At 65.3% G+C, this 24556-nt stretch carries 26 protein-coding genes; 18 read left to right on the top strand and 8 right to left on the bottom strand.

Annotation, left to right across the window (positions count from 1 at the left end):
- Positions 1-3 precede the first annotated feature (3 nt).
- Positions 4-1410 carry a coniferyl aldehyde dehydrogenase gene (locus AC07TU_RS17160; protein ID WP_495189139.1) on the top strand — a complete coding sequence of 469 codons (1407 nt, stop codon included), beginning with the start codon at positions 4-6 and terminating at the stop codon, positions 1408-1410.
- A 92-nt stretch (positions 1411-1502) separates the two neighbouring features.
- Complete coding sequence (locus AC07TU_RS17155; RefSeq protein WP_495189138.1) at positions 1503-1703, top strand: hypothetical protein; 201 nt, start codon at positions 1503-1505, stop codon at positions 1701-1703.
- 237 nt (positions 1704-1940) lie between these two features.
- Here the strand turns inward: AC07TU_RS17155 and AC07TU_RS17150 are convergent, their stop codons facing one another.
- The 5 genes from AC07TU_RS17150 to AC07TU_RS17130 all read right to left on the bottom strand — a co-directional run bounded on the left by AC07TU_RS17150 (position 1941) and on the right by AC07TU_RS17130 (position 7943).
- A complete protein-coding gene (locus AC07TU_RS17150; protein WP_495189137.1) occupies positions 1941-2933 on the bottom strand; it encodes a hypothetical protein in 993 nt (330 codons plus the stop codon).
- Positions 2934-3516: 583 nt separating this feature from the next.
- Complete coding sequence (locus AC07TU_RS17145; RefSeq protein ID WP_495189136.1) at positions 3517-4440, bottom strand: IS1595 family transposase; 924 nt, start codon at positions 4438-4440, stop codon at positions 3517-3519.
- Between the two features lie 79 nt (positions 4441-4519).
- Positions 4520-5215 carry a glutamine amidotransferase gene (locus AC07TU_RS17140; protein ID WP_495189135.1) on the bottom strand — a complete coding sequence of 232 codons (696 nt, stop codon included), beginning with the start codon at positions 5213-5215 and terminating at the stop codon, positions 4520-4522.
- A 63-nt stretch (positions 5216-5278) separates the two neighbouring features.
- Positions 5279-6682: an NAD(P)H-dependent flavin oxidoreductase gene (locus AC07TU_RS17135; RefSeq protein ID WP_495189134.1), complete on the bottom strand. Its 1404-nt coding sequence runs from the start codon at positions 6680-6682 to the stop codon at positions 5279-5281.
- 130 nt (positions 6683-6812) lie between these two features.
- Positions 6813-7943, bottom strand: a complete 1131-nt coding sequence (locus AC07TU_RS17130) for a glycosyltransferase family 4 protein (protein ID WP_495189133.1) — start codon at positions 7941-7943, stop codon at positions 6813-6815.
- A 131-nt stretch (positions 7944-8074) separates the two neighbouring features.
- On the opposite strand from AC07TU_RS17130, the gene AC07TU_RS17125 reads away from it, so the two are divergent.
- Positions 8075-8770 (top strand): dihydrofolate reductase family protein, encoded by a 696-nt coding sequence (locus tag AC07TU_RS17125; RefSeq protein WP_495189132.1) that lies wholly within the window; start codon positions 8075-8077, stop codon positions 8768-8770.
- Between the two features lie 31 nt (positions 8771-8801).
- Here AC07TU_RS17125 and AC07TU_RS17120 read toward each other — a convergent pair whose 3' ends face one another.
- Positions 8802-9677 carry an alpha/beta fold hydrolase gene (locus AC07TU_RS17120; protein WP_495189131.1) on the bottom strand — a complete coding sequence of 292 codons (876 nt, stop codon included), beginning with the start codon at positions 9675-9677 and terminating at the stop codon, positions 8802-8804.
- An 18-nt stretch (positions 9678-9695) separates the two neighbouring features.
- Between AC07TU_RS17120 and AC07TU_RS17115 the strand changes: the two genes are divergently transcribed.
- From AC07TU_RS17115 to AC07TU_RS17075, 9 genes are all read left to right on the top strand, one after another.
- Positions 9696-11096, top strand: coding sequence for a protein adenylyltransferase SelO family protein (locus AC07TU_RS17115; protein WP_495189130.1), 1401 nt, complete (start codon positions 9696-9698; stop codon positions 11094-11096).
- 70 nt (positions 11097-11166) lie between these two features.
- Positions 11167-12582, top strand: coding sequence for a succinylglutamate-semialdehyde dehydrogenase (gene astD / locus AC07TU_RS17110; protein WP_495189129.1), 1416 nt, complete (start codon positions 11167-11169; stop codon positions 12580-12582).
- 61 nt (positions 12583-12643) lie between these two features.
- The gene (locus tag AC07TU_RS17105; protein ID WP_495189128.1) at positions 12644-13546 is read left to right on the top strand and encodes a GGDEF domain-containing protein; all 903 of its coding nucleotides are present in this window, start codon (positions 12644-12646) and stop codon (positions 13544-13546) included.
- A 58-nt stretch (positions 13547-13604) separates the two neighbouring features.
- Positions 13605-13775, top strand: a complete 171-nt coding sequence (locus tag AC07TU_RS17100; RefSeq protein WP_495189127.1) for a hypothetical protein — start codon at positions 13605-13607, stop codon at positions 13773-13775.
- 76 nt (positions 13776-13851) lie between these two features.
- Complete coding sequence (gene cobA / locus AC07TU_RS17095; RefSeq protein WP_495189126.1) at positions 13852-14649, top strand: uroporphyrinogen-III C-methyltransferase; 798 nt, start codon at positions 13852-13854, stop codon at positions 14647-14649.
- Positions 14646-14942, top strand: a complete 297-nt coding sequence (locus tag AC07TU_RS17090) for a DUF2849 domain-containing protein (protein WP_495163702.1) — start codon at positions 14646-14648, stop codon at positions 14940-14942. Before cobA ends, AC07TU_RS17090 begins: the two co-directional genes overlap by 4 nt.
- Before the next feature lies 1 nt (position 14943).
- Positions 14944-16575 (top strand): nitrite/sulfite reductase, encoded by a 1632-nt coding sequence (locus AC07TU_RS17085; RefSeq protein WP_495189125.1) that lies wholly within the window; start codon positions 14944-14946, stop codon positions 16573-16575.
- The gene (locus AC07TU_RS17080; RefSeq protein ID WP_495189124.1) at positions 16568-16996 is read left to right on the top strand and encodes a DUF934 domain-containing protein; all 429 of its coding nucleotides are present in this window, start codon (positions 16568-16570) and stop codon (positions 16994-16996) included. Before AC07TU_RS17085 ends, AC07TU_RS17080 begins: the two co-directional genes overlap by 8 nt.
- Entirely contained in the window at positions 16989-17759 is a 771-nt protein-coding gene (locus AC07TU_RS17075; RefSeq protein ID WP_495189123.1) for a phosphoadenylyl-sulfate reductase, read from the top strand. The genes AC07TU_RS17080 and AC07TU_RS17075 overlap by 8 nt, the downstream gene beginning before the upstream one ends.
- A gap of 4 nt (positions 17760-17763) precedes the next feature.
- Here AC07TU_RS17075 and AC07TU_RS17070 read toward each other — a convergent pair whose 3' ends face one another.
- Positions 17764-18432, bottom strand: coding sequence for a hypothetical protein (locus tag AC07TU_RS17070; protein ID WP_495189122.1), 669 nt, complete (start codon positions 18430-18432; stop codon positions 17764-17766).
- A gap of 108 nt (positions 18433-18540) precedes the next feature.
- On the opposite strand from AC07TU_RS17070, the gene AC07TU_RS17065 reads away from it, so the two are divergent.
- The 3 genes from AC07TU_RS17065 (at position 18541) to AC07TU_RS17055 (ending at position 21099) form a co-directional block, all read left to right on the top strand.
- The gene (locus tag AC07TU_RS17065) at positions 18541-19383 is read left to right on the top strand and encodes a hypothetical protein (protein ID WP_495189121.1); all 843 of its coding nucleotides are present in this window, start codon (positions 18541-18543) and stop codon (positions 19381-19383) included.
- Between the two features lie 142 nt (positions 19384-19525).
- Positions 19526-19777, top strand: a complete 252-nt coding sequence (locus tag AC07TU_RS17060) for a hypothetical protein (protein ID WP_495189120.1) — start codon at positions 19526-19528, stop codon at positions 19775-19777.
- A gap of 17 nt (positions 19778-19794) precedes the next feature.
- Positions 19795-21099 carry a L,D-transpeptidase family protein gene (locus AC07TU_RS17055; protein WP_495189119.1) on the top strand — a complete coding sequence of 435 codons (1305 nt, stop codon included), beginning with the start codon at positions 19795-19797 and terminating at the stop codon, positions 21097-21099.
- Positions 21100-21293: 194 nt separating this feature from the next.
- Here AC07TU_RS17055 and AC07TU_RS17050 read toward each other — a convergent pair whose 3' ends face one another.
- Positions 21294-22808: a replicative DNA helicase gene (locus AC07TU_RS17050; protein ID WP_495189118.1), complete on the bottom strand. Its 1515-nt coding sequence runs from the start codon at positions 22806-22808 to the stop codon at positions 21294-21296.
- 95 nt (positions 22809-22903) lie between these two features.
- On the opposite strand from AC07TU_RS17050, the gene AC07TU_RS17045 reads away from it, so the two are divergent.
- Genes AC07TU_RS17045 through AC07TU_RS17035 form a run of 3 tightly spaced genes read left to right on the top strand, consistent with a single transcriptional unit; the run spans position 22904 to position 24530 of the window.
- Positions 22904-23386: a UPF0262 family protein gene (locus tag AC07TU_RS17045; protein WP_495189117.1), complete on the top strand. Its 483-nt coding sequence runs from the start codon at positions 22904-22906 to the stop codon at positions 23384-23386.
- 53 nt (positions 23387-23439) lie between these two features.
- Positions 23440-24081 carry a GH25 family lysozyme gene (locus AC07TU_RS17040; protein ID WP_495189116.1) on the top strand — a complete coding sequence of 214 codons (642 nt, stop codon included), beginning with the start codon at positions 23440-23442 and terminating at the stop codon, positions 24079-24081.
- Complete coding sequence (locus AC07TU_RS17035; RefSeq protein ID WP_495189115.1) at positions 24078-24530, top strand: cytidine deaminase; 453 nt, start codon at positions 24078-24080, stop codon at positions 24528-24530. The genes AC07TU_RS17040 and AC07TU_RS17035 overlap by 4 nt, the downstream gene beginning before the upstream one ends.
- Positions 24531-24556 lie beyond the last annotated feature (26 nt).

The raw sequence follows: 24556 nt of genomic DNA, 5'->3' as shown, positions 1-24556 counted from the left end.
GGGATGCGCGAGATTCTGGACCGCCAGCGCACAGCGTTCATGGCCGAATTGCCCGTCTCGATCGCGACGCGCCGCGATCGCCTCCGCCGCGCCGCCGCGATGGTCAAGGACAATGCCGCCCGTTTCTGCGACGCGCTGAGCGAGGATTTCGGCCATCGCAGTCCGCGCCAGTCGATGATCACCGATGTCGTCGCCTCGGTATCGCCGCTCAAGCATGCCGAGAAGATGGCCGCGCGCTGGGCCAGGCGCGAGAGGAAGCCGGTGATGTTCCCGCTCGGCCTGCTCGGCGCGCGAGCGTGGGTCGAATATCAGCCCAAGGGCGTGATCGGCATCATCGCGCCGTGGAACTTCCCGGTGAACCTGGTGATGTCACCCCTCGCCGGCGTGTTCGCCGCGGGCAACCGTGCGATGGTCAAGACCAGCGAGTTCACGCCCGCCACCGCCGCGCTGTTCGAAGAACTCTGCCCTCGTTATTTCGACCCGGCCGAGCTCGCCTTCGTTTCCGGCGGCCCCGAAGTCGGCCAGGCCTTTTCCGCCCTTCCCTTTGACCATCTGCTCTTCACCGGTGCCACCGGCATCGGCCGCCATATCCTCCATGCCGCCGCCGACAATCTGACGCCGGTGACGCTCGAACTCGGCGGCAAGTCGCCCGCGATCCTCGGCCGCTCGGCCAATCTCGCCCAGGCGACCGAACGGGTGGCGATGGGCAAGATGCTCAACGCCGGCCAGATCTGCATCGCCCCCGATTATCTGATGGTCGCCGCCGAGCAGGAGCAGGCCGCGATCGACGGCCTCGTCCGTGCCGCCACCACCATGTACCCGACCCTGTTGTCGAACCCGGACTATACCGCGATCATCAACGACCGGCACTTCGCACGCCTCACCGCCGCGATCGATGACGCCCGCGCCAAGGGGGCCGAGGTGATCGCGGTCAACCCGGCGAACGAGGATTTCACGGCGTCGAACGCGCGGAAGCTGCCGCTCCACATCATCCGCAACGCAACCGACGACATGACCGTGATGCAGGAGGAAATCTTCGGCCCGGTCCTGCCCGTCCAAAAGTATGACAGCATCGACGGCGCGATCGGCGAGGTGAACCGCCGTGACCGCCCGCTCGCCCTCTATTATTTCGGATCGGACGAAAGCGAGCGGCGGCGCGTGCTCGACCGCACCATTTCGGGCGGGGTCAGCCTCGACGACACGATCTTCCATGTCTCGATGGAGGAACTGCCGTTCGGCGGCATCGGCCCCTCGGGCATGGGCGCCTATCATGGCGAGCCCGGCTTCCGCACCTTCAGCCACGCCAAGTCGGTGTTCAAGCAATCGCGGCTCGACGTCGCGGGCCTTGGCGGGCTCAAGCCGCCCTATGGCAAGAAGACCGACGCCGCGATCAAGCAACAGCTCGGCTGAAAAGCCCCTCCCCTGAAGGGGCCTATATACGTGTGTGACCCACTAGACTTGATGAAAGTTTAGCGGCAGATTTGCCACGAAGGAGATTGCGAGTGGCAAAGTTCGTGTACGATGAGCGCGGGGACTATCCAATCATCCGCCTAGAGGCAAAGCAGGATGAGGAAATTCCCGTGGAGATGGTGGCTGCTTGGGCGGCAATGAGACAGGCTTGGGCGCTGGATCAACTTGGGGATAATCTCATCGGGCTTGATAACGCGATCAACAGCATCGCGCACGCTATCACCGACAAATAAGCACCGGAGGCTCGGGATGGTCAAGACTTGGGGCAGAGAGGAACGCGGCGAAACAGCGTGCCCAGAATGCAGAGCGCTATATCATGTTACGGTGTACCGGTTCCCGGTGCGCGACAAGGATCACTTCGATTGTAACGTTTGCGGCCATCGCATGGCGGAATGGAACAGCACCGAAGCTCCATCCTATGAACTGATCGGTAAGCCAGAAAGCCCGGCGGGTTAGGTCGGGCTTCTGCTTTAGTTGGCCTTACCGTCTTCGCTGCCCGCTTTGGCCCGCCGTTCCACACGCTTCATCAGCAACGACACCCAAGCCTGCATATCCTCTACGCTTTGCGGCGACAGGTTATCTGGCCAAGTGATCTTAATGGCCCCCTCATCGGCATCAAAGGTCTCTGAGCGATAGCCCTTTGCGGGGCTGGCTTCACCAGCGGGTGCGTCCGGCGCGGCTTGCAAGGGCAGCGTGGGCGGCAACGGTCTCTTGCCGAACGCTTGGTCCAGGGCGACCTGTGGCGGGAAGGTCGCACCCGAATCTCTCACAATCACTTTTTCCATTTCGAGTCCTGTCTCGGTTCCATCGACAAAGACCCACGCTTGGTCCGGCGATAGCGCCCGAACGCGCAACGGGCTCGGGTTCGCGATAGCGCCGCCGACTTCATAGTCGATTAAATCCCCGACGCGGGCACCGCCAAACACTACACCATCCTCGCCGACATGGGAATCGTCTTCTAGCGCCGGGTCAGAATCTTTAGAGGCACCCTTGCTTCCGATGAAAGAAAGGTTGTCCTTGTAGATACCCAGCGCACTACGCGCAGATTGCTCGTTCAGCCCAATTCCGGTCTTGAGGTAAGTGCGAGCGACAGGATCAGCGACGGTGCTGCCTTCCCAGTGGTCGAGCAGATGCGCCATAAGGGGCGGCCTACCGGCAAATTTTGCCTGTAGCCGATCGTGATCCTCCTCCAACTCCGTCTGGAAGTATTCCCGTGCGTCGCTTGTCAGCTTCACGGCTCGGTCGTCGTTGGAACCCTCATCCTCAAGCAGCCCGTAGGACTTGAGCGCGGCGACCGTTTGGAATCCGCCGCTGGACTTGTCGGAATACCCCCAAGCGGCGAATGCCACCGGCATCTTGAGGCCCTTACCCCCCTTGTCGTTCTCGTAAATCAGCCTCGCCCGCTCTAGGGACTTGGCGAGATTGATGAACGGGAAGCGCGTTAATACCGGCTTCGAAACCATGGGTGATCTCCTATGATGGAGATGGCAGTAGCAATTTCAGCCCGGCAGTTCAATCCATTTCACCGGCAATTCAGATGACCCTTGCAAAGGCGTGGCGACACGCGTAGATGATTGGCACCGGACAGCGAATCCGGGCGGCTAAGGAGCGCACTGGCGATGTGATGAAGGAACGGGACCGCGACCAACGATAGGCCGCTAGAACGGAAAAAGCCGGAGCAAAGCCCCGGCTCTCCGTAGTCTCACCGGGCGCTATACGCCGCGATTCAGACCGCTGTGGTAGGCAATTGAATCGCACGTTTAGCGCCCAAAATCAAGGAGCAGCATGCGATGGTATACGTCCGCAGCTACTTCCGCATTCGCAACCGTCGGGTTGAGCGCGTGCGGCAGTATTGTCGCCGCCGCTAATCTAGCGGTTTCGTCGGCTCCGTAGGGGCCGTTTCATCAGCACCTTGAGGTCGCTTCGGCGGCCTCTTTTTTTGTGCCCGAGCGTCGCCCTGGAGTTCGACGGGAGCGGTGCCGATAAATCGAGCGAGTGCCTCATCAAACGGCATATCCAAGCCGAGTGGCTTTTCCCTCTCGTCTTTCATGCGATCAGTTCCTTGTAGCGAAGGCGACCAGTCGTTTCCGCCAGCAAAGCGTTGACGCGCTCGCCTTCACCGCCAGAACGCAGATTGAAGCGCCATGCGCTTTCCGAGACGTAGCGGTTGAGATGCTTTGGCGACACGAAGTGATGAATGCCGACGATCTGGCGCTTGAGCAACGACCAGTAGCCTTCGATGCCGTTCGTATGCGTCGCGCCCGAGACATACTCACCGGCGCTGTGGCGAACCACGCCATGGGCAAACGTGCGGCCAAGGTGGCGATATCCGCTGTGCTCGTCAGTCGAGACGCTTGCGGTCGGCGCGATGACAGCGTGAGCGAAGCCGTCCAGCGTAGCTGTGTCGGTGCGATCGATCACGGTAGCGACGACGTTACCGCCGCGCTCCAGTGCGCCGACCACAGCGACCTTGCCTGAGGTGCCGGGGCCGTTCTTCGGGTCGCCCTTGTGGCGGTTCGAAGCCTTGCCGCCGACATAGGTTTCGTCAATCTCGACTTCGCCATCCAGCGGGCGGTTGAATGACTGCGTGCGGGCGGCGTGGCGCAGGCGGTGCAGCATGAACCAAGCCGTCTTTTGCGTGACGCCCAGATCCTTTGCGAGCGTGGTGCTGGCAATACCCTTCTTATGCGAAGTGATGAGCCAAACGGCCATCATCCACTTGCGCAGCTCAATCTTGCTGTCTTCGAAGATCGTGCCGACCTTGATGCTGAAACGCTTGCGGCAGTCACCGCACTTGTGGGTGCGCTTGTCCGAAAAGTGATAGACCTTGGTCGAGCCGCACAGTGGGCAAAATGCACCGCCCGCCCACCGAATCGCGGTGAAATGGTCGATTGCAGTTTGCTCGTCTGGAAAAGCCGCCATCATCTGGAACAGCGTATCGAACGATTGAAGGGCGGGTTTATGCGTCATGCATTCTGACTACCGCCTTTCGAGAGTTGGGTCAAGCACGTATATAAATTCCTCCCCTGAAGGGGAGGGGCTAAGAAAGTCACAGTCCCCGCAACCACTCCGCGACCATCGCCCGCCCCGCCGCGACCGCATCCTGCCCGTGCCGGTCGTGCTGGCCGCGCAGCTGGTCGACCGTCAGTCCCGCCTGCCCGACATAGTCGTCGGACCCGTCCAGCCACTCCTCGAAGCGCGGATCCTCGCCCATCTCGGCATGGAATTGCAGCGCCAGCACCTCAGGCCCACGGCGGAACGCCTGGTGGTGATAGGCATCGGTCGAAGCCAGCAGCTCCACGCCTTCGGGCAGCGGGAAGGTATCGCCGTGCCAGTGCAGCACCGGAACGCCCTCGACATGCCGCAGCGGCGAGTCCGCCCCGGCGGCGCTCAGCGCGACCGGCGCGAACCCGACCTCCTTGACCGGCCCCGAATAGACCTTCGCCTCCATCGCCGCTGCGATCATCTGCGCGCCCAGGCACACCCCGATCGTCGGCAGGCCCAGCGAGATGCGGCTTGCCAGCCGGTCGATCTCGCAATCGATCCACGGGTTTGCATCACGCTCGTACACGCCCATCGGCCCGCCCATCAGGATCAGCAGATCGGGCGTGTTGAAATTGACCCGCGCGAATTCCGGATCGGTGACGTCGATCCGGTCGAGCACATAGCCGGCATCCTCCACCGGCTGGCGGAACCCGGCGATCCCCTCGAACGGGACGTGGCGGATGATGAGACCCTTCTTCATGCCGCCAGCCTAGCCAGCGGCACGAAGCTCAGGAACCCAATCGCTGCTTTAGGGGTGAAAACCTCAGTCCCCGGTCAGGATGCGGTCGACCAGCTGTTTCACCGTCGGCACGAACCCGTTCGAATAGAAGGGATCGCGCTTGAAATTGTACGCGGCATGACCCGCGAACATCAGATTCTGGTCGGTATCGCCGCCATGCGCGATATCCTGCAGCGTCTTCTGGATGCAGAAGCTGCGCGGATCGGCGAGGCGCCCGGTCGAGTTGGTCTCGGTATCCGCCCAGGACGAGAAGCTGCACTGGCTGAGACAGCCCATGCAATCCTTCTGATCCTTGCGGATCACGCCCTGCTCCTCCTGATCGACGAAGACGAGCGTGTTGTCGGGGGTCTTGAGCGCGTTGGTGAAGCCGAGGCCCACCCATTCGCGCGCGCGCAGCAGATCGTTGCGCGTGACCCAGAAATTCTTGCCCTTCACGCCCGCGTCGAGCTGGAAGGTGTGATCGCCCGCTTCCTCGGTCGAATAGGGGATCTGGCGCTCCGAACGCGCCTCAAGGTTGCGCAGGAACGGGTTGCGTACCGCCGAGGAATAGAAACCGGTCGGCGAGAAACGGTGGAGGAGCACGTCGCCCTCCTCGATCTCCATCAGCTTCGACTTCCACCCTCCGGGGATCGGTGATTCCTGCGTCAGCAGCGGGCGGGTGCCGAACTGGAAGACAATCTGCCCGAGCTCGGGATTGTCGATCCAGTCGTTCCAGTCGCGCAGATACCAGACGCCGCCGGCCATCACGATCGGCACGCTGTCCGGAATCCCGCCTTCGCGCATCACCGCGCGCAGTTCCTTCACGCGCGGGTAGGGATCCTGCGGCGCGCGCGGATCCTCGGCGTTCGACAGACCATTATGGCCGCCCGCCAGCCAGGGATCCTCATAGACCACCGCCGCCAGCCATTCGGATGCCTTGGAATAGGCGCGCTTCCACAGCGCACGGAAGGCGCGGCCCGACGAAACGATCGGCAGATAGCTGACGCCATAGGACGCCGCGATCTCGCTGAGCTTGTAGGGCATGCCCGCGCCGCAGGTGACGCCGGCGACCATGCCGCGCGTGCGCTCCAGCACGCCGTGCAGCACGCGTTGCGCGCCGCCCATTTCCCACAGCACGTTGATGTTGATCGCGCCCTTGCCCCCGGCGATCTCGAACGCCTTCTTGACCTGCTGCACCGCGCCCTCGATCGCGTAGGCGATCAGTTCCTCGTGCCGCTCGCGGCGGGTCAGCGCATTGTAGACCTGCGGGATGATCTTGCCTTCGGCGTCATAGCTGTCCGCGTTGACCGCACTGACGGTGCCGATTCCCCCCGCCGCTGCCCAGGCCCCCGCCGAAGCATGATTGGTCGCCGCAACCCCCTTGCCGCCTTCCACCAGCGGCCAGACTTCCTGACCATTGTAGATGATCGGCTTCAAACCCTTGAACAACGCGTCCCTCCGGAAAAATTCGCGCGACTTTAGCCGCGATCAGCCCCCTTAGCGAGGGGAATCAGGTCTGCGCCGCGATCCGGCCATCTCAACGCCACGATCCCATGCGCGCGTGAGCCAGCGCCGAATTCTACCCCAGAATTCCGGGGCGTTTCACGGCGCCTGCATAGAGTTCGGCATAGGCGGCGATCATCGACTTCTCGTCGAACAATTCGCGGGCGCGGGCCTGGTTCGCCTTGCCCAGCGACACGCGCACGTCGGGCATCGATGCCAGCGTCTCGATCCGGTCGCGCAATTGCACCGGGTTCCAGTCTTCGGAAATCAGGATCCGGTTCTCCGGCGCGATCATCTGCGCGACATCGCCCACCGGCGTCGATGCGACCGGCAGCCCCGCCGCCATCGCCTCCATCAGCGCGATCGGCTGCTGCTCGCTCTTGGACGACAGCACAAAGATGTCGAACAGCCCCATATAGCGGTGCGGCTCGGGCACGAAGCCGGGCAGCAGCACCGTCTTCTCCAGCCCCATATTGTCGATCGCGTCCTGGATTGCCTCGCGCTCCGGCCCCTCGCCGACGATCACCAGCTGCGCACGGGTCTTCATGCCCCCCATCGCGCGGACCAGCATCGGCAGATCCTTGACCTCGCGCAGCCCCGCGACCGTGCCGACCACGACATGGCCCGGCAGCCGCTTGAAGCCGGGAATCGCCTTCGGGTCGGGCTTTTTCGCATAGGCGGCGACGTCGATGCCGTTGGAGATGCGATGCAGCCGCTCCGCCGGCTGTTTCCATGCCTTGCGCGCCACCCGCTCGAGCAGGTGCGAAGGCACGACCAGCGCATGCGCCGCACCCAGCGCGATGCGGCGGTACATGTTGCGCATCGGGTTGAGCCGCGCCGCCTCGTCGGCATTGAACCCGTCCTCGTGATGGATCACCGGCGGCATGTTCTTGGCAAAGACCCGCTTCGCCATCACCCCGTCGATCGCGCCCCAATTATAGGTCAGCACCAGATCGAACCGCGCCATATACTTGGCGATCGCCTCGTAGCGCGCGACCGAGGGCTTGCCGGTCAGCGGCGGCGGGTTCTGCGCGATCTCGTAGCGGATGCCCTTCGCGATCGCGTCGCGCGCGCCATAGGCGCCCTCGACCCCGGAGACGATGACATGCTTCGCCTTGTCGCCGAACGCGTTCATCAGCCGGACCGCACGCGCTTCCTTGCCGCCCAGGTCGAAGCTCGAATGGAGATGGAGGATATTGAGAGCCATGGTGGGCGTGGTGCTTAACGCCCAATCTTCCTCCATGCGAAAAATTTCTGCGGACCTGTCGATTCCGCCGCCCCTCGCTCGTCGGGATCATGACAGCGTGTTTCCGCGCTGCGCACCGAAGGAGACCCATGATGCGCAAGATCAACGCAACCGCCTTCGTCAGCCTCGATGGCGTGATGCAGGCACCCGGCGGCCCCGAGGAAGACCCCACCGGCGGCTTCGAATTCGGCGGCTGGACCGCCAATTACTGGGGCAGGGACGAAATGCTCTGGCGCGCGATCGACGCCATGTTCGTGAACCCGGTCGACCTGCTGCTCGGCCGCAAGACCTACGACATCTTCGCCGCGCACTGGCCCTATGTCCCGACCGAGCCCGGCAGCGAGGGCTATGCGGAGGATCATGCGAAGATCGCCCGGCTGTTCCGGCGCGTCACCAAATATGTCGCCAGCCGCTCGCCGCTCGATCTCGACTGGGAGAATAGCGATCAGCTTCAAGGCGATGTCGCCGCCGCGCTGCGCGCGCTCAAGCAGGGCGAAGGCCCCGACCTGCTCACCCAGGGGTCGAGCGATCTGCTCCAGACGCTCTGGGCGGCCGATCTGGTCGACGAACTGCGCCTGTTCATCTTCCCGGTGACGCTCGGCAAGGGCAAGCGCCTGTTCGGCACCGACGCGATGCCCGCCAGTTTCGAGATGATCGAATCACAGGTCTCGCCGAGCGGCGTGATCATCGCCAGCTATCGCCGCACGGGCGGCGTCGAGACCGGATCGTTCGAGCTGCCCGAACCGACCGAGGCCGAACTCAGGCGCCGCACAACGCTCGGAGACTGATGCCGGACGGGCGGGGCACTCCCCGCCCCGTTCAGCGGACCTGGGTCAGGAGGCGCTCGATCCCGGCCACCGCCTCGGGTTCGTCAAGCGTGGGCGCGTGGCCGGTATCAGGCACCGTCACCAGATCGCATTCCTTCACCCGCTCACGCATCGCCTGAGCGGTCGCGGCCGAAAGGATGTCCGAATTGGCGCCACGCACCACCAGCAGCGGCTTGTCCTTGAGCCCGTCAAAGGCGCGCCACATATCCGGCCCCGCCTCGTTCCCCGGCACGCGGAACGGCTCGGCGATCTTCATGTCGTAATCGAGCACGATGCGGCCTGCACTGGTCAACCGGTAAAGCCTCTTGGCCATCGCCAGCCAGTCCTCGATGTCATAGCCCGGATAGACGTCGCCATTGGCCTCGGCCAGCGCCCGCGCTGCGTGCATCCAGGTCGGGTGCCAGTTGGCCTTGCCGACATAGCCGCGGATGCGGCTGAGGCCCGCCGGATCGATCTCCGGCCCGACATCGTTGAGCACCGCGCCCGCGATCCGCTCGGGATGGGTCGATGCCATCAGCATCGTCAGGATCCCGCCGAGCGACGTGCCCACCGCGACGAACCGCTCGAGCTTCAGCTCGACGACCAGCGCCTCCAGATCCTGGAGGTAGGTCAGCGGCACATAGCTCATCGGATCCTTGGCATAGGCGCTCTCGCCGCGCCCGCGCAGTTCGACCGCGATCACCCGCCATTGCCCCGCCAGCCGCTCGGCCAGCGCCTCGTAATCGCGCGCATTGCGCGTCAGGCCGGGGATGCACAGCAAGGGCGGCTTGCCCGCCGGCCCCGGATAATCACGATAATGAAGCCTCAGGCCGTCACCCGACCACCAATAGCCGTCGGTATAGGGAGCAAGGTTGCGTGCAGTCGCCATCGCGCCCCATATCGCGCCATGGCCGATTTCCCGCAAGCGCCGAGCTACCTCCCCGATCCCGCGATCCTGAAATTGGGCGACGCCTTCTACGATGCAGTGGAGGCGGCGGACTTCCCGCAGACGGCCCTCCGCTTCCGCAACGATCGCGCTGCCGCCGAAATCGGGCTGGACAACCTCAGCGACGACCAATGGCTCGCCCATTTCGGGCGCTTCCAGCCACTCGCCGGTAACCTCTCCCAGCCGCTGGCGCTGCGGTATCACGGCCACCAGTTCCGTACCTACAACCCCGACCTGGGCGACGGCCGCGGCTTCACCTTCGCCCAGATGCGCCGGAACGACGGCGCGCTGATCGAACTCGGCACCAAGGGCTCGGGCCAGACGCCATGGAGCCGTTTCGGAGACGGCCGCCTGACGCTCAAGGGCGGGGTACGCGAGGTGCTGGCGACCGAGATGCTCGAGGCACTCGGCGTCAGGACATCGCGCAGCTTCTCGCTGATCGAGACCGGCGAGGCACTCCAGCGCAACGACGAACCCTCGCCCACTCGCTCAGCGGTGCTGGTCCGGATGAGCCTCGGCCATATCCGCATCGGCACCTTCCAGCGCCTCGCCTATTTCAGCGATGCGGAGAATATGCGGCGGCTGGTCGACTATTGTCTGGCCGAGATGTTCGGCATCGAACCGGCCGAAGATCCGGTTGCCCAATTCTTCGAGCTGGTGGTCGATGGCACGGCAGCGCTGGCGGCAAGCTATATGGTCGCAGGCTTCGTCCATGGCGTGCTCAACACCGACAATATCAACGTGATGGGCGAGAGCTTCGACTATGGCCCCTGGCGCTTCGCGCCGGTGTTCGACCCCGGCTTCACCGCCGCCTATTTCGACCATAGCGGCCTCTATGCCTATGGCCGCCAGCCCGATGCGATCCTGTGGGACGTGGCCCAGCTCGCGGTGTCGCTGCGCCTGATCAGCGAAGCGCCGCCGCTGATCGAGCGGCTGGAACGGTTCGAGCCGCGCTACCGCCATCATTACACCGCTCCCCTTCTGCGCCGCCTCGGCCTCGCGCCGGGCGAACCCGACGCGGATCGGGACTGGGCGCTCAAGGATGCGATCGACGATGCACTGATCGCCACCCAATGGCCGATCGACCGCTTCTTCTTCGATGGGTTCGGTGGTGAACTGCCCGAAGGTTACGGCCCGGAATGGCGAAAGGTCCGCGCCGCGCTCGCCGGCTATGCGCCGGTGCCCGGCGGCCGCGCCCACTCCTATTTTTCCGACGCCGAACCTTGTTCGATGCTGATCGACGAGGTCGAGGCGATCTGGTCGGCGATCGATCGCGATGACAACTGGGAACCGTTCAACGCCAAGGTCGCGGCGATCCGCCGCATGGGCGACGCACTGAGCAATCAGACCGGACATCGCTGAGGTGGAATCCAGCAATCACTTGGTGCTAGAGCAGCCTCATCCTCAGGGGTCCAATCCAAAGAAAGAACAAATGCCCGGATCCGAAATCATTTCGACCGAACCCGCGACCGGCGCAGTGCTGTGGCGCCGCCAGATCGGCGACGTCGATGCCGAAGTTGCTGCAGCCCGCGCGAGCTGGGCCGACTGGGCCGCGCGACCGCTCACCTACCGGATCGAAGCACTCCGCCGCTTCGCCAATGTCGTCCGCCAGAAGTCCGATGCCTTTGCCGACCTGATCGCGCGCGAAACCGGCAAGCCGCTTTGGGAAGCCCGGAGCGAGGTCGAGACGGTGATCGCCAAGGTCGATATCTCGGTCACCGCCTTTTCGGAGCGCACAGGCCAGCGCCGGATCGACGCGCCGATGAACACCCGCCTCGCGCTGCGGCACAAGCCGCATGGCGTGCTGGCGGTGCTCGGCCCTTATAATTTCCCCGCGCACCTTCCCAATGGCCACATCGTCCCGGCGCTACTCGCGGGCAATGCGGTGGTATTCAAGCCGTCGGAAAAGACCCCGGCGACCGGCGCCTTTCTGGTCGAATGCTATCATGCCGCAGGCATTCCCGAAGGCTGCATCCGCCTGCTGATCGGCGGGCCGGACGAGGGCAAGGCGCTAGCCGGGCATGACGGGATCGACGGGTTGCTGTTCACCGGGTCGGCGCGCACGGGTCTCGCGCTCAACCGCGCCTTCGCATCCAGGCCCGAAAAGATCCTCGCGCTCGAAATGGGCGGTAACAACCCGATCCTCGTCTGGTCGACGCCCGACATCTATTCGGCTGCGGTGCTGGTCATCCAGTCAGCCTTCACTTCTGCCGGGCAGCGCTGCACCGCCGCGCGGCGACTGATCGTCGATGAAAAGCTTTACGATCCGCTGCTCGAAGAGGTGAACAAGCTGATCGGCCGCCTGATCATCGGTGAGCCCCATGCCGACCCCGCCCCCTTCATGGGGCCGGTGATCGACAACGATACCGCCGACCTGCTCACCGAAAGCTTCCTCGAACTCTCGTTCCTGGGTGGCCGCCCGCTGCGGCACATGGAGCGTCCGATCGACGGCCGCCCCTTCGTCACCCCCGCAATGATCGACATGACCGAGGCGAAGGAAAAACCCGATGTCGAGCTGTTCGGCCCGATCCTCCAGGTGATCCGCACCAAGAGTTTCGAAGAGGCGATCGCTGAGGCGAACAACACCCGCTACGGGCTCTCGGCGTCGCTGGTGAGCCAGGATCCCAAGCTCTACGATCAATTCTGGGCCAATATTCGCGCCGGCATCGTCAACTGGAACCGGCCGACCAACGGCGCCAGCTCGGCCGCGCCCTTTGGCGGGATCGGCTGGTCGGGCAACCACCGCCCCAGCGCCTATTACGCCGCGGACTATTGCGCCTATCCGGTGGTGTCGTCGGAAGCAGAGCAGGCACGCGTTTCGATGGGGGTGGGGATTCGCGACGCATAGAAGCCTGCTCGCCGCGCCAGCCTCAATCCCGCCTTAACCACTCGCATTCTAGGCGGTGGGAATGTTCGAGCCCGGCCTTCCTGCGCGCCCTCCGCTTTCGCCTTCTGCCGCCCCGGAAGCGCATGACCGGTTCGAAGCGACCTTTCATCACGCGCCGGTCGGCATCGCACATGTCGCTCCCGACGGCCGCTTCATCGACGTCAACGCGCAGTTCACGCAGATCACCGGCCATAGCCGCGAAGAACTGCTCGCCGACGGGTTTCAGCGGATCACCCATCCCGACGACCTTGAATCGGATATGGTTCAGGTCACGCGGCTGCTGTCGGGCGACACGGCACGTTACCGCATGGAAAAGCGCTACATCGCCGCCGATGGGAACATCGTCTGGGTCGCGTTGACCGTCGCGCTCATCCGCGATGCCGCCGGGCAACCCGCCTATTTCATCTCCGTGATCGAGGATATCGGGGAGATGCGCCGCGCCCGGCATGCCGCGACGCGCGATCCGCTGACCGGCCTGCTCAACCGCCGCGGCTTCGACGAGCGGTTCCGGCGCGCGCGCACCGCCGCCAGGGCGAACCAGACCCCCTTCACATTGGTCTATCTCGACCTCGATTCGTTCAAGCGGATCAACGACGAACTCGGTCATGCCCGGGGTGACGCCTGCCTGGTCGATGTCGGGCGGGCGCTGGGCAGCGTCGCCGCGCCCGGCGACCGCATCGCACGGATCGGCGGCGACGAATTCGTGCTGCTGCTCCCGTCGATCGATCCCGCGCAGGTGCCCGGCTTCCTCGACCGGATGCGGATCGCGCTCGGCCGGATCGAGGTCGCACCCGGCTGGATGGTCCGCGGCAGCCTCGGCGCGGTCACCATCGCGGGCACTGACCCGCGCCCCAACGCGGTTCTGCTGCAGCTCGCCGACGCGGAGATGTTCATCGACAAACGCAGCGGCCGCGAATCGCGATAGCCCGCAACGCTTGCGACGAACCGCGGAACCCCGGCGCCGCACACGGATTATGCGCGGCGTGACCTTCCTTCCCGATGCATCCTCCCGTTTTGCGCGTGCCCGGCGCCTCCATCGCGAAGCCACCAACTGCCTGAAGCTGGCGGTGGGGCAGAAGGACCTCGCCTTTGCTGCCGAGCTGATTGACGAAGCGATGCGTCTCACCCAGCGCGCGCGAGAACTGGCCGCCTAGCCCTCCAAAGATTCCCTAGGCTTCCCCCAAGCAACCATCGGTTGCCGCGAACGTCACCGCAGACCATCTGCCATCCATGGCTTCTCTGCTCGATCCCTCCGCGCGCGGCCGCGTGATTCTGGTCGGCGCCGGCCCCGGCGATCCGGGCCTGCTGACCGTGCGCGCCGTCGAGGCGCTGAAAGCGGCCGACGTGCTCGTCCATGACGGGCTGGTAGATCCGCGCGTGCTCGACCTCGCACCCCAGGCGCATCGCATCTCGGTTGCCAAGCGCCGTTCGAAGCACACCGTGCCTCAGGACGGCATCAACGCCCTCATCATCGCCCATGTGAAGACCGGCGCGATCGTCGTTCGTCTCAAGGGCGGCGACCCCTTCATCTTCGGCCGCGGCGGCGAAGAGGTCGAGGCGGTCCGTGCCGCCGGCCTGCCCGTCGAGGTGATCCCCGGCGTCAGCGCCGCGCTGGGCGGGGCGGCCGAGGCGATGCTCCCGCTCACCCATCGCGACTGGTCGAGCGCGGTCACCTTCGTCGCCGGCCAGTGCAAGGGGCTGACCGATCAGGACTGGTCGGGCCTCGCCGGCAAGGGCCGCACGCTGGTGATCTATATGGGCGTCGCCACCTGCCCCGACATCGCCGAAAAGCTGATGCGCGACGGTGTCGCCCCCGACATGCCCGTCGCCGTCCTCGAACGCGCCACGCTCGAGGGCAGCCGCGCAATGCGCACCCTGCTCGCGGATCTCGGCCCGATGGTCGAGCGCGAGAAGGTCAAGAGCCCCGCGATCATCGTCGTCGGTGAAGTCGTCGCGCTCTCCGACGCGCAGGACAAGCTCGCCGGCTGGGCGAAGAAGGCCGAACTCATGCACGGATTCGACTTGTGAAATTGCTGACCGGAAACGACCTGCCCACGGGCGACGTCACCTGGTGGACCGGCTCGGGCTGGTCGCGCCACGTAGAAGACGCCGCGGACGTTGGCGATCAAGGCGAGGCGATCGCCCATGCCGAGGAAGGCGCGCGCCGCGTCAACGGCCCCTATGTCATCGACGCGACCGACACGCCCGAGGGTCCGCGCCCCGCGCATATCAAGGACCGTATCCGCGCGCTCGGCCCGACCGTGCGCCCGGACCTGACGCTCAAACCCGCCGATCCCAATGCCGGCAGCTGGGTGATCTGAAATGTACAAATACGACGAATATGACCACTCGATCGTGGCAAGCCGGGTCGAGGAATTCCGCGATCAGGTAAACCGCCGCCTCGCCGGCCAGATCACCGAGGACCAATTCAAGCCGCTCCGGCTGATGAACGGCCTCTACCTCCAGCTTCACGCCTATATGCTGCGCGTTGCGGTGCCCTATGGCACGCTCGACAGCCGCCAGATGCGCATGCTCGCCCACATTGCGCGCAAGTATGACCGCGATTACGGCCACTTCACCACCCGCCAGAACATCCAGTATAACTGGATCAAGCTCGAGGACGCGCCCGACATCCTCGCCGAGCTGGCGACGGTCGAGATGCACGCCATCCAGACCAGCGGCAACTGCATCCGCAATATCAGCAGCGATCAGTACGCCGGCGCCGCCGCGGACGAGCTCACCGATCCGCGTCCCTGGGCCGAGCTGCTGCGCCAGTGGAGCACCTTCCACCCCGAATTCAGCTACCTCCCGCGCAAGTTCAAGATCGCGGTCATCGCCGCGGACGAGGACCGCGCCGCGATGCGCCTCCACGATATCGGCCTGCAGATCGTCGAGCGCGACGGCGTCCATGGCGTCGCCGTCTATGTCGGCGGCGGCATGGGCCGCACCCCGATGATCGCGCCGCTGATCAAGGACTTCGTGCCGTTCGACGATTTCGTCAGCTACATGGAAGCCTGCCTGCGCGTCTACAATCGCTACGGCCGTCGCGACAACATGTACAAGGCGCGGATCAAGATCCTCGTCCACGAGATCGGCGCCGACAAATACCGCGACGAGGTCGAGGCCGAGTTCGCCGAGGTCAAGAAGCTCGGCATCGACCCGCCCTATGCCGAATTCCAGCGCATCGCCGCGCATTTCGCGGACCCGGCGTTCGAGAGCGGCCTGTCGGACGAGCTCGACCGCACCGACCCCGACTTCGCCGTCTGGCTCGACCAGAATGTCGCCGCGCACAAGGCGCCGGGCTATGCGATCGTCAACATCAGCCTGAAGCCGACCGGCGGCATCCCCGGCGACGCCTCCTCGGCGCAGATCGACCTCATGGCCGACCTCGCCGAACAGCACAGCTTCGACGAGCTGCGCGTCACCCATGCGCAGAACATCGTGCTGCCGCATGTGAAGAAGGCCGATCTCTACGCCGTCTGGCAGCAATTGCGCGAAGCCGGCCTGGCCGAGGCGAACCTTGATCTGATCACCGACATCATCGCCTGCCCCGGCCTCGATTACTGCTCGCTCGCCAATGCCCGTTCGATCCCGGTGGCACAGAAGATCGCGACCCGCTTCGCCGATCTCGGCCGCCAGCGCGAACTGGGCGAGCTGAAGCTCAAGATCAGCGGCTGCATCAACGCCTGCGGCCATCACCATGCCGGGCACATCGGCATCCTCGGCGTCGACCGGAAGGGCGTCGAGAATTACCAGCTCTCGCTCGGCGGCTCGGGCGCGGAGGATGTCTCGCTCGGCCAGATCACCGGCCCCGGCTTCAGCGAGGACGGCATCGTCGACGCCGTCGAAAAGGCGACCGACGTCTATCTCGCTGAGCGTCAGGACGGCGAACGCTTCGTCGATACCTATCGCCGTATCGGCATGGCCCCGTTCAAGGAGGCCATTTATGGCTGATCCGCATCTCCGCTTCCGCGACGACGACGCGCATGACGAGCCGGCAGTGACGCTCGACTCGTTCCTCGGCCAGTCCAACGCGACCGCCGTCCGCCTGGAATCGAGCGATGACGCCCGCGCGCTGCTGCCGCACCTCGAGCGGCTGTCGTTGGTCGAAGTCAGCTTTCCCAAGTTCCGCGACGGCCGCGGCTATTCCGCCGGGCGCATCCTGCGCGAAGCCGGCTATACCGGCGAGCTGCGCGCGCAGGGCGATGTGCTGGTCGACCAGATCCCGCTGATGCGCCGCTGCGGCTTCGACAGCTTCGCGCCCGAAGCGCCGGTGGACGAAGCCGTGCTCGCCGCGTCGCTCGCCCGCTACGACCATGTTTATCAGGCCGCAGCCGATCCGGCCGTCCCTGTCTGGAAACGGCGGCATGGCTAACGCAGTGGCTCGCAAGATCGACCGCATCGATACGGCTCCGGCCTTCACGGAGCGCGACGCACTGCGCCTCAACAACCTCTTCCGCGGCGTGCCTACGGTCGAGATGCTGCGCACCGTGCTGGCCGAGCAGATGGCCGGCGATGTCGCGATCGTCTCCTCCTTCGGCGCGGAATCGGCGGTCCTGCTGCACCTCGTCGCCTCGGTCGATCCTTCGGTGCCGGTGATCTTCCTCGATACCGGCAAGCATTTCCCCGAAACGCTCGCCTATCGCGACCAGCTCGCGGCCCTGCTCGGCCTCACCAATTTGCGCATCGTCACGCCCGACGCGGAGACGATCGCGAAGAAGGACGAGACGGGCCTGCGCTGGTCCTACGATCCCGATGGCTGCTGCGAGATCCGTAAGGTGATCCCGCTGGAGAAGGCGATGGCCGGCTTCGACGCCAGCCTCACCGGGCGCAAGGCGTTCCAGGCTTCGACCCGCAACGCCCTCCCCCGGTTCGAGGTGGACGGTGCAGGCAAGCTCAAGATCAACCCGCTCGCCGACTGGACGAAGGCCGATCTCGACGCCTATTTCGTCACGCATGATCTGCCGCCGCATCCGCTGGTGGCCGAGGGCTATCTGTCGATCGGCTGTGCGCCCTGCACCAGCAAGGTGAAGCCGGGCGAGGATGCCCGCTCGGGCCGCTGGGCCGGCTGGGACAAGACCGAATGCGGCATCCACACGCCCGTCGCCGACGGCGATCCCGACCAGCCGATGTTCTGACCCTTCAGGTCAGGAAGGGCGTGGTCAGCGCCAGCAGGAACAGACTCTCGATCATCGCCAGCGAGGCGTAGCCGAACCCCCGCAGGAAGCTGCGCTTCAGATGCTGGGAGAACCAGCGCGCCTGCACCAACCCAAAGGTGATCAGCGCCGCCGTTTGCAATACCAGTGCAACGACCTGGACCCACAGCGGGTGCAGTTGCCCCAGCGTGCTGCCGATGCTGAATACCAATGCGAATGGCGCCACCGCATAGCATTGCGCGTAAAAGGGCCGGCGCAGCGTCACCCGCGTCAGCCCGTGCTTCTGCAGCCGCACCATCCGCGCCGCGAACACCAGCGGAAACACCCCGAACACCACCAGCCGCAACATCAGCAGGCTGGTGTCATCGGTCACCAGCGCTGCCAGTCCGCGCTTGCTCGCAATCAACGGGCTGTCGCCGATCAGCGCCAATTCCAGCCCGTGCGACACCAACAGCGAGACCATCAGGAACAAAGGCGGGCTCAGCGTATCGGTATATTGCTGCTCTTCGGTCTGGCCCAGCTCACGATCTGAATAGTCCATCATGCTGAGCGGCCGCGTGAGCGTGCGCCAAAGGGTGATCGGATAGAAGATCAGCCAGGACAGCACTTCGTAGAGCAGCTCATCGAGCGACTTGATGATCGCCATGAAGTTCATCGCTGCGGCCCCTTTCGCCCCTGCCTCCGCATTTCTAGGATCATCATGCGTCGCATCGCCGCGACTCGACAAGATTCAAATAGTTACCGTTCGCACAGGAGCATCCCGATGAACCGTCTCAGCGTTCTCGCCGCCGCCGCGATCAGCACCGGCGCGCTTGCCTCCCCCGCGCTCGCGCAGGATATCCCCAACGACCTGCGCGACATGGTCTATGCCCGCGCGGGACAGGCCGAGGCGGAGCTTCAACGGCGCGGCTATGTCGCCGTTCGCACCGAGACGGGCGGCGACCGCACATGGACCAACTGGTGGAACGCCGATCGTCGCCAGTGCGTGTCGATCGTGACCCGCAACGGCCGCTACGATTCGATCGTCACCGCCCCCGCGCCCGATTGCCGGGGCGGCGACCGGCCCGGACGCCCCGACCGGCCCGGCTGGGACGATCGCCCCGGACGTCCGGACCGCCCGGGCTGGGATGACCGTCCCGGCCGGCCGGATCGTCCCGGTGGTGGCTGGCCTGGCGGCCGCCCGATCTCGCTCGGGCTGATCTGCTTCGGTGAGGGGCAGAAGCCCGCCGCCGCGAACCGCTGGGGCTGGCAGTGGAACTGGGACAGCAACCGCTATGATTTCGGCAACCGCACCGAACTGACGACTCAGCAATTCGACGCGTCGGTGATGATCCAGCTCTGGGACGGCGGCGGCCGCATCCGCCTGCCGCGTTCGCTGATCCCGCCGATCCACTCGGGCGGCACTTCGCGTGATGGCTGGTGGGATCTGTACGATGTCTATCAGGATCGCAGCCAGGTCCGCGCCACCTATCGTCTCAACGGCCCCAACAAGCCGCGCGTGACGATCGACCGGCGCAGCGGCAGGATTCAGATTCGCGGAATCTATAATTACGGCTTCCGCGGCAGCTGCGACACGATCGACGGCGCGCGCCACCAGCGCTTCTGACGCGGTTTCCCCGGCCATCGCACGCCGCGCACCGTTGGTCGCGGCGCGGCGGCCGGGGTTGCTGCCAAATCCTCCCTTGGCCGTTGGCAGGCCGCCGCGATGCGCCGGAGTCCCCGTCGCAACGGAAAAAGGGAAGTATTCTATGCGTAAAACCACGCTGGTTCTGACGGGCCTGGCCGCGCTCACGCTCGCTGCCTGCTCGAAGAATGACGACGCCGTCGCCTCCGCCCCGCCGCCTCCGCCGGGCGCAGTCGCCGGGTCGGTCGCCGCCGACCGCGACGGCGACGGCATTATCGACGGCTACTATTCCGCCGACGGCATCTACCACCCGAATGCGCCCGCCCTTCCGCCGCCCCCGCCTCCGCGCCCGACGCGCCGGGGAGAGCGAGGCTGACCGCCAATCTCCGGGGAATGCGGCACACCCGCATTCCCCTTGCGCTCGCCACCGCCCTGCTCTTCGCCGCCGGAGCCGCTCCCGCCGCTGCGCAACGCGCACCTGCGGCCGCAGCGTCGATCGGCCCGGTCGCCACCGCGATCCGGACCCAGGCCGACGGCAAGCTCGGGAAATTCTACGCCACGCGCAACTATCGCCCGCTCTGGGCAGCCACGGGCCGGATCGGACCGGAGGCAAGGACGTTGCTCGGTTATCTCAAATCGGCCCGGTTCGATGGACTCGATCCCGCAAGCTACGACCTGCGCCGTCTGAACGATCTCATTGCGGCCGCCAGGGCCGGGACTCCGCAGGACGTAGCCCGCGCCGAACTGGCTCTGTCCGCCGCCTTCGCCGCCTATGTCCGTGATCAGCGCAGGTCCGGCGATGCGGAAATGACCTTTGCCGACAAGAAACTCCGTCCCCGCGACCTGTCGGAAGACACGGTGCTGCGCGCGGCCGCCTTCCCCAGGAATTTCGCCGCCTATGTCACCGGGATGGGCTGGATGAGCGAGCATTATGTACGTCTGCGGACCCTCACCGGGCGCGCCCACAACAGCGGCGCGGCGCGCGCGGTGCTCGACCGGCTCGCGCTCAACCTCGATCGCGCACGCCTTCTCCCCGGCCCCGCCGTCCGTCACATCGTCGTCGATGCCTCGTCCGGGCGCCTCTGGTATTATCAGGCGGGCAAGCAGGTCGGCACGATGCGCGTCGTGGTCGGCGCACCGGAAACGCAGACCCCGATGCTCGCGGGTATGCTGCAATGGGCAGTCCTTAACCCCTATTGGAACGTGCCCGACTATCTGGTCCGCGACGATGTCGCGCCCAAGGTGCTGGCGGGGCGCTCGCTCGCATCCATGAAGATGGAGGCGCTCGACGGCTGGGGCGGCAAAGCCGGGAAAATCCCGGCCTCCAGCATCGACTGGACCGCGGTCGCCGCGGGCCGCAACATCCCGCGGGTACGTGAACTGCCCTGGGCGGGCAATTCGATGGGCAAGGCCAAGTTCCTGTTCCCCAACAAGCTCGGCATCTACCTCCACGACACGCCAAGGCGTGACCTGCTCAGGAAGGACGACCGCCATTTCAGCAATGGCTGCATCCGGCTCGAGGACGCTGCAACGCTGGGCCGCTGGCTGTTGCAGAAACCCTTGCGCGCTTCATCGAGCCAGCCCGAACAGGCGGTGGCACTACCCGTGCAGGTGCCGGTCTATCTGACCTACCTCACCGCCACCCCCACCAGGACCGGCATCGGCTTCCGCAAGGACGTCTACCGCCGCGACGGCTAATCCGCGGGCGAGTTGCAATGTTGGATTTCGCCTGCTGCAATTCCGCCGCCGAAACCTCGGCCGCTCCTTGAATTGTCGATCCCCCAGCTTGACGCATCCGCGTGAAAAACACGCATATGCGTCAACTTCGTCCGCCGCACTGGTGATCACTCCCGCGCGTGGCAGTGTGACTTTTGGGACTTTCCGCGCGGGGATCAGTCGCCGTAGGGCACCTCGATATCGCCCGCATAGTCGCTGAAACGCGTGAAGCTCGATTCGAACCGCAACAGCACCTTGCCGGTCGCACCGTGGCGCTGTTTGGCGATGATCAGCTCGGCCAGGCCGAACACGCGCTCCATCTCGAGCGCCCATCGGGCGTGATCCTCGAACGTCTTGGGATCATCGCCCTCGCGCGGACGCTTGGGTTCGCGTGCCGCGACGTAATAATCCTCGCGGAACACGAACCAGACCATGTCGGCGTCCTGCTCGATCGACCCCGATTCGCGCAGATCCGACAGCATCGGCCGCTTGTCCTCGCGGCTTTCGACCGCACGACTCAGCTGCGACAGCGCGATCACCGGCACGTTGATGTCCTTGGCCAGCGTCTTGAGGCCGCGGCTGATCTCGGAGATCTCCTGCACGCGATTGCCTTCGCGGTTGTTGCCGGATCCCTGCAGCAGCTGGAGATAGTCGACGATGACCATGCCCAGCTCGCCATTGTGCTTGGACTGCAGGCGGCGGACGCGGCTGTGCAACGCGCTGATCGTCAGGCCCGCGGTATCGTCGATATAGAGCGGCAGCTGCTCCAGGTCCGCCGCCGCCGCGGCGAGCTGCGCGAACTCGGCCTTGCTGATATTGCCCATGCGCAATGCCTCCGACGCGATCCGCGACTGTTCGGACAGGATGCGAAGCGCCAGCTGGTCGGCCGACATTTCGAGGCTGAAGAACGCGACCTTCGCGCCGATCGACTGTTTCGGCGGGATGCCCAGGCGAATGTCGTCCATCAGCCGCCGTGCGGCGTTGTAGGCGATGTTGGTAACGAGCGACGTCTTGCCCATGCCCGGACGGCCGGCAAGGATGATCAAGTCCGAATGGTGCAGGCCGCCGATCCGGCCGTTGACCGAATCGAAGCCGGTGGTGACACCGGCCACGCCGCCGCCCGCGCTCTGCGCCTTCTTGGCGTTCTCCAGCGCGATCTTGGTCGCCTCGTTGAACGTCTTGACCGTGTTGGCGGTGCCGCCATCGGCCGCGACCTTGAACAGCGCCTCCTCCGCCTTGTCGATCTGCTCGCGTGGATTGACGTCCTCGCTGGTGTCGAGCGCCTTGTCGACCATGTTGCGGCCGACCGTCACCAACTCGCGCAGCAGGGCCAGATCATAGATCTGCCGCGCGAATTGCCGTGCACCGATCAGGCCCGCGCCCGATCCGGTCAGCTGGGCAAGGTAGGCTGGGCCACCCAGCGTCGCCATGCCCTCGTCCTTCTCGAACAGCGGCTTCAGCGTCACCGGCGTCGCCAGCATGTCGTTCTTCCGCAGCGTCTTGATCGCCTTGAAGATGCGCCCGTGCACCGGCTCGAAGAAATGCTGGTCCTGAATCACTTCGACGATGTCATCGGCCAGCCGGTTGTCGATCATCATTGCGCCGAGCAGCGCCGCTTCGGCCTCGACATTCTGGGGCAGCCGCGGGGCGGCATCCGCCGGAGCGGGTGGAATTGTTGCAAGCGTGGCCATGCGCGCCTTATCTACCGCACCGGCCCGGCGCTCAAGCGCCACGCGGCTGTTTAACATGTGGACGAGTGCGCCCCCCCGCCCCTAGATGGCACGGCATGAGCGACCCGCGGATCATCGATGTCACGCTGGACGAGCGCACCATCCTGTGGCGCTCGGCCGATATCGAGCAGGAACGGCGCATCGCGATCTTCGACCTGATCGAAGAGAACAGCTTCGCCCCGCAACGCGCCTATCCCGATACCTATGCCGGGCCGTACCGCGTTGCCCTGTCGGTGCAGGAAGGGCGACTCCAGATCGATATCAAACGAGCCGACGACGTTCTGCTCGAGACGCTGATCCTCGGCCTTGCCCGCTTCCGTCGCCCGATCCGTGACTATTTCGCGATCTGCGACAGTTATTTCCAGGCGATCCGCCAGTCGACGCCCGCTCAGATCGAAACCATCGACATGGCGCGGCGCGGTATCCATGACGATGCGGCGCGGACGCTGATCGAACGGCTGGAAGGCAAGATCGAGATCGATTTCGCGACCGCGCGGCGGCTGTTCACGCTGATCTGCGTGTTGCACATCAAGGCTTAGACTGGGGGACGAAAGCGTTGCGGCGGGGGCTGATTTGGGCCGGGATCATCCTGTTGATCCTGGCGATCACGGGCATATTCTGCTGGCAGTACGCGGTGAGCTGGGCGCCACCGCGCACCCAATATGCCGTGCAGGGCATCGACGTGTCCGGCGAGAATGGCGCGATCGACTGGGCGATGGTCAAAGCGCGGGACGTCGATTTCGCCTATGCCCGTGCCACCTCGGGAACGAACAGTCGCGACCCCAGCTTCACCGCCAACTGGACGGGCGCCGGCGACGCGCAGATCCGCCGCGGCGCGATCCATGTCTTCTCGCTCTGCGGCACCGCAGACGAACAGGCCGGTGCCTTCGTCGCAACCGTCCCCCGCGATCCCGGGGCGCTGCCCGCCGCGATCGACCTCAGCTTCCACGAGGATTGCCCTGCTCGCCCGTCGCGCGACGTGGTGCTGAGCGAAATCCGGCGCCTCGCCGCGACGATCGAGACGCATAGCGGCAAGCCCGCCATGCTGCGCATCGCGCCGGCATTCGAGGAACAATATCAGGTCAGCGGCGCAATTCCCCGCCCGTTGTGGAGCACCGGCTTCTACCGCGCCCCGGAATATTTCGTACGCCCCTGGGCAATGTGGCAGAGCAGCACGATCCGCCGTATCGATGGGATCGAACGGCCCGTGAACTGGAATGTGGTGGCGCCATGAGCGACGAGATTGCGAGGACCCTGATCGAGGCAGCGCGCGAGGCCGCGCGCAACGCGCATGCTCCCTACTCTAATTTCGCGGTGGGTGCTGCGTTGCTGATGGCCGATGGCAGCATCGTCACCGGCACCAATTTCGAGAATGCGAGCTACGGCCTGTCGCTCTGCGCCGAGACGGTCGCAACCGCCCGCGCCAACGCCGAAGGCAAGCTGCGCAAGATCGTCGCGGTCGGGATCATCGGCGGGATGATGCGCGGCGGCGTCGCCCACGGCACCGACCCGATCCGCCCCTGCGGCCGCTGTCGTCAGGTTCTCAACGAAGCCGCGCAGATGGGCGGCCGCGACCTTACGGTCTATTGCGCGGGCGCCGAGGGCGAGGCGTATGAAACGCATCGCCTGTCCGACCTGCTGCCCCACGCGTTCGGCCCGGCGGATCTCGGCATCGGCGGTTGATCTTGCCGCCCGCCCGGTGCCTCGCC

The organism is Sphingomonas sp. GW821-FHT03E12, from assembly GCF_059420685.1.
This window is presented reverse-complemented; position numbering and strand designations above follow the sequence as displayed.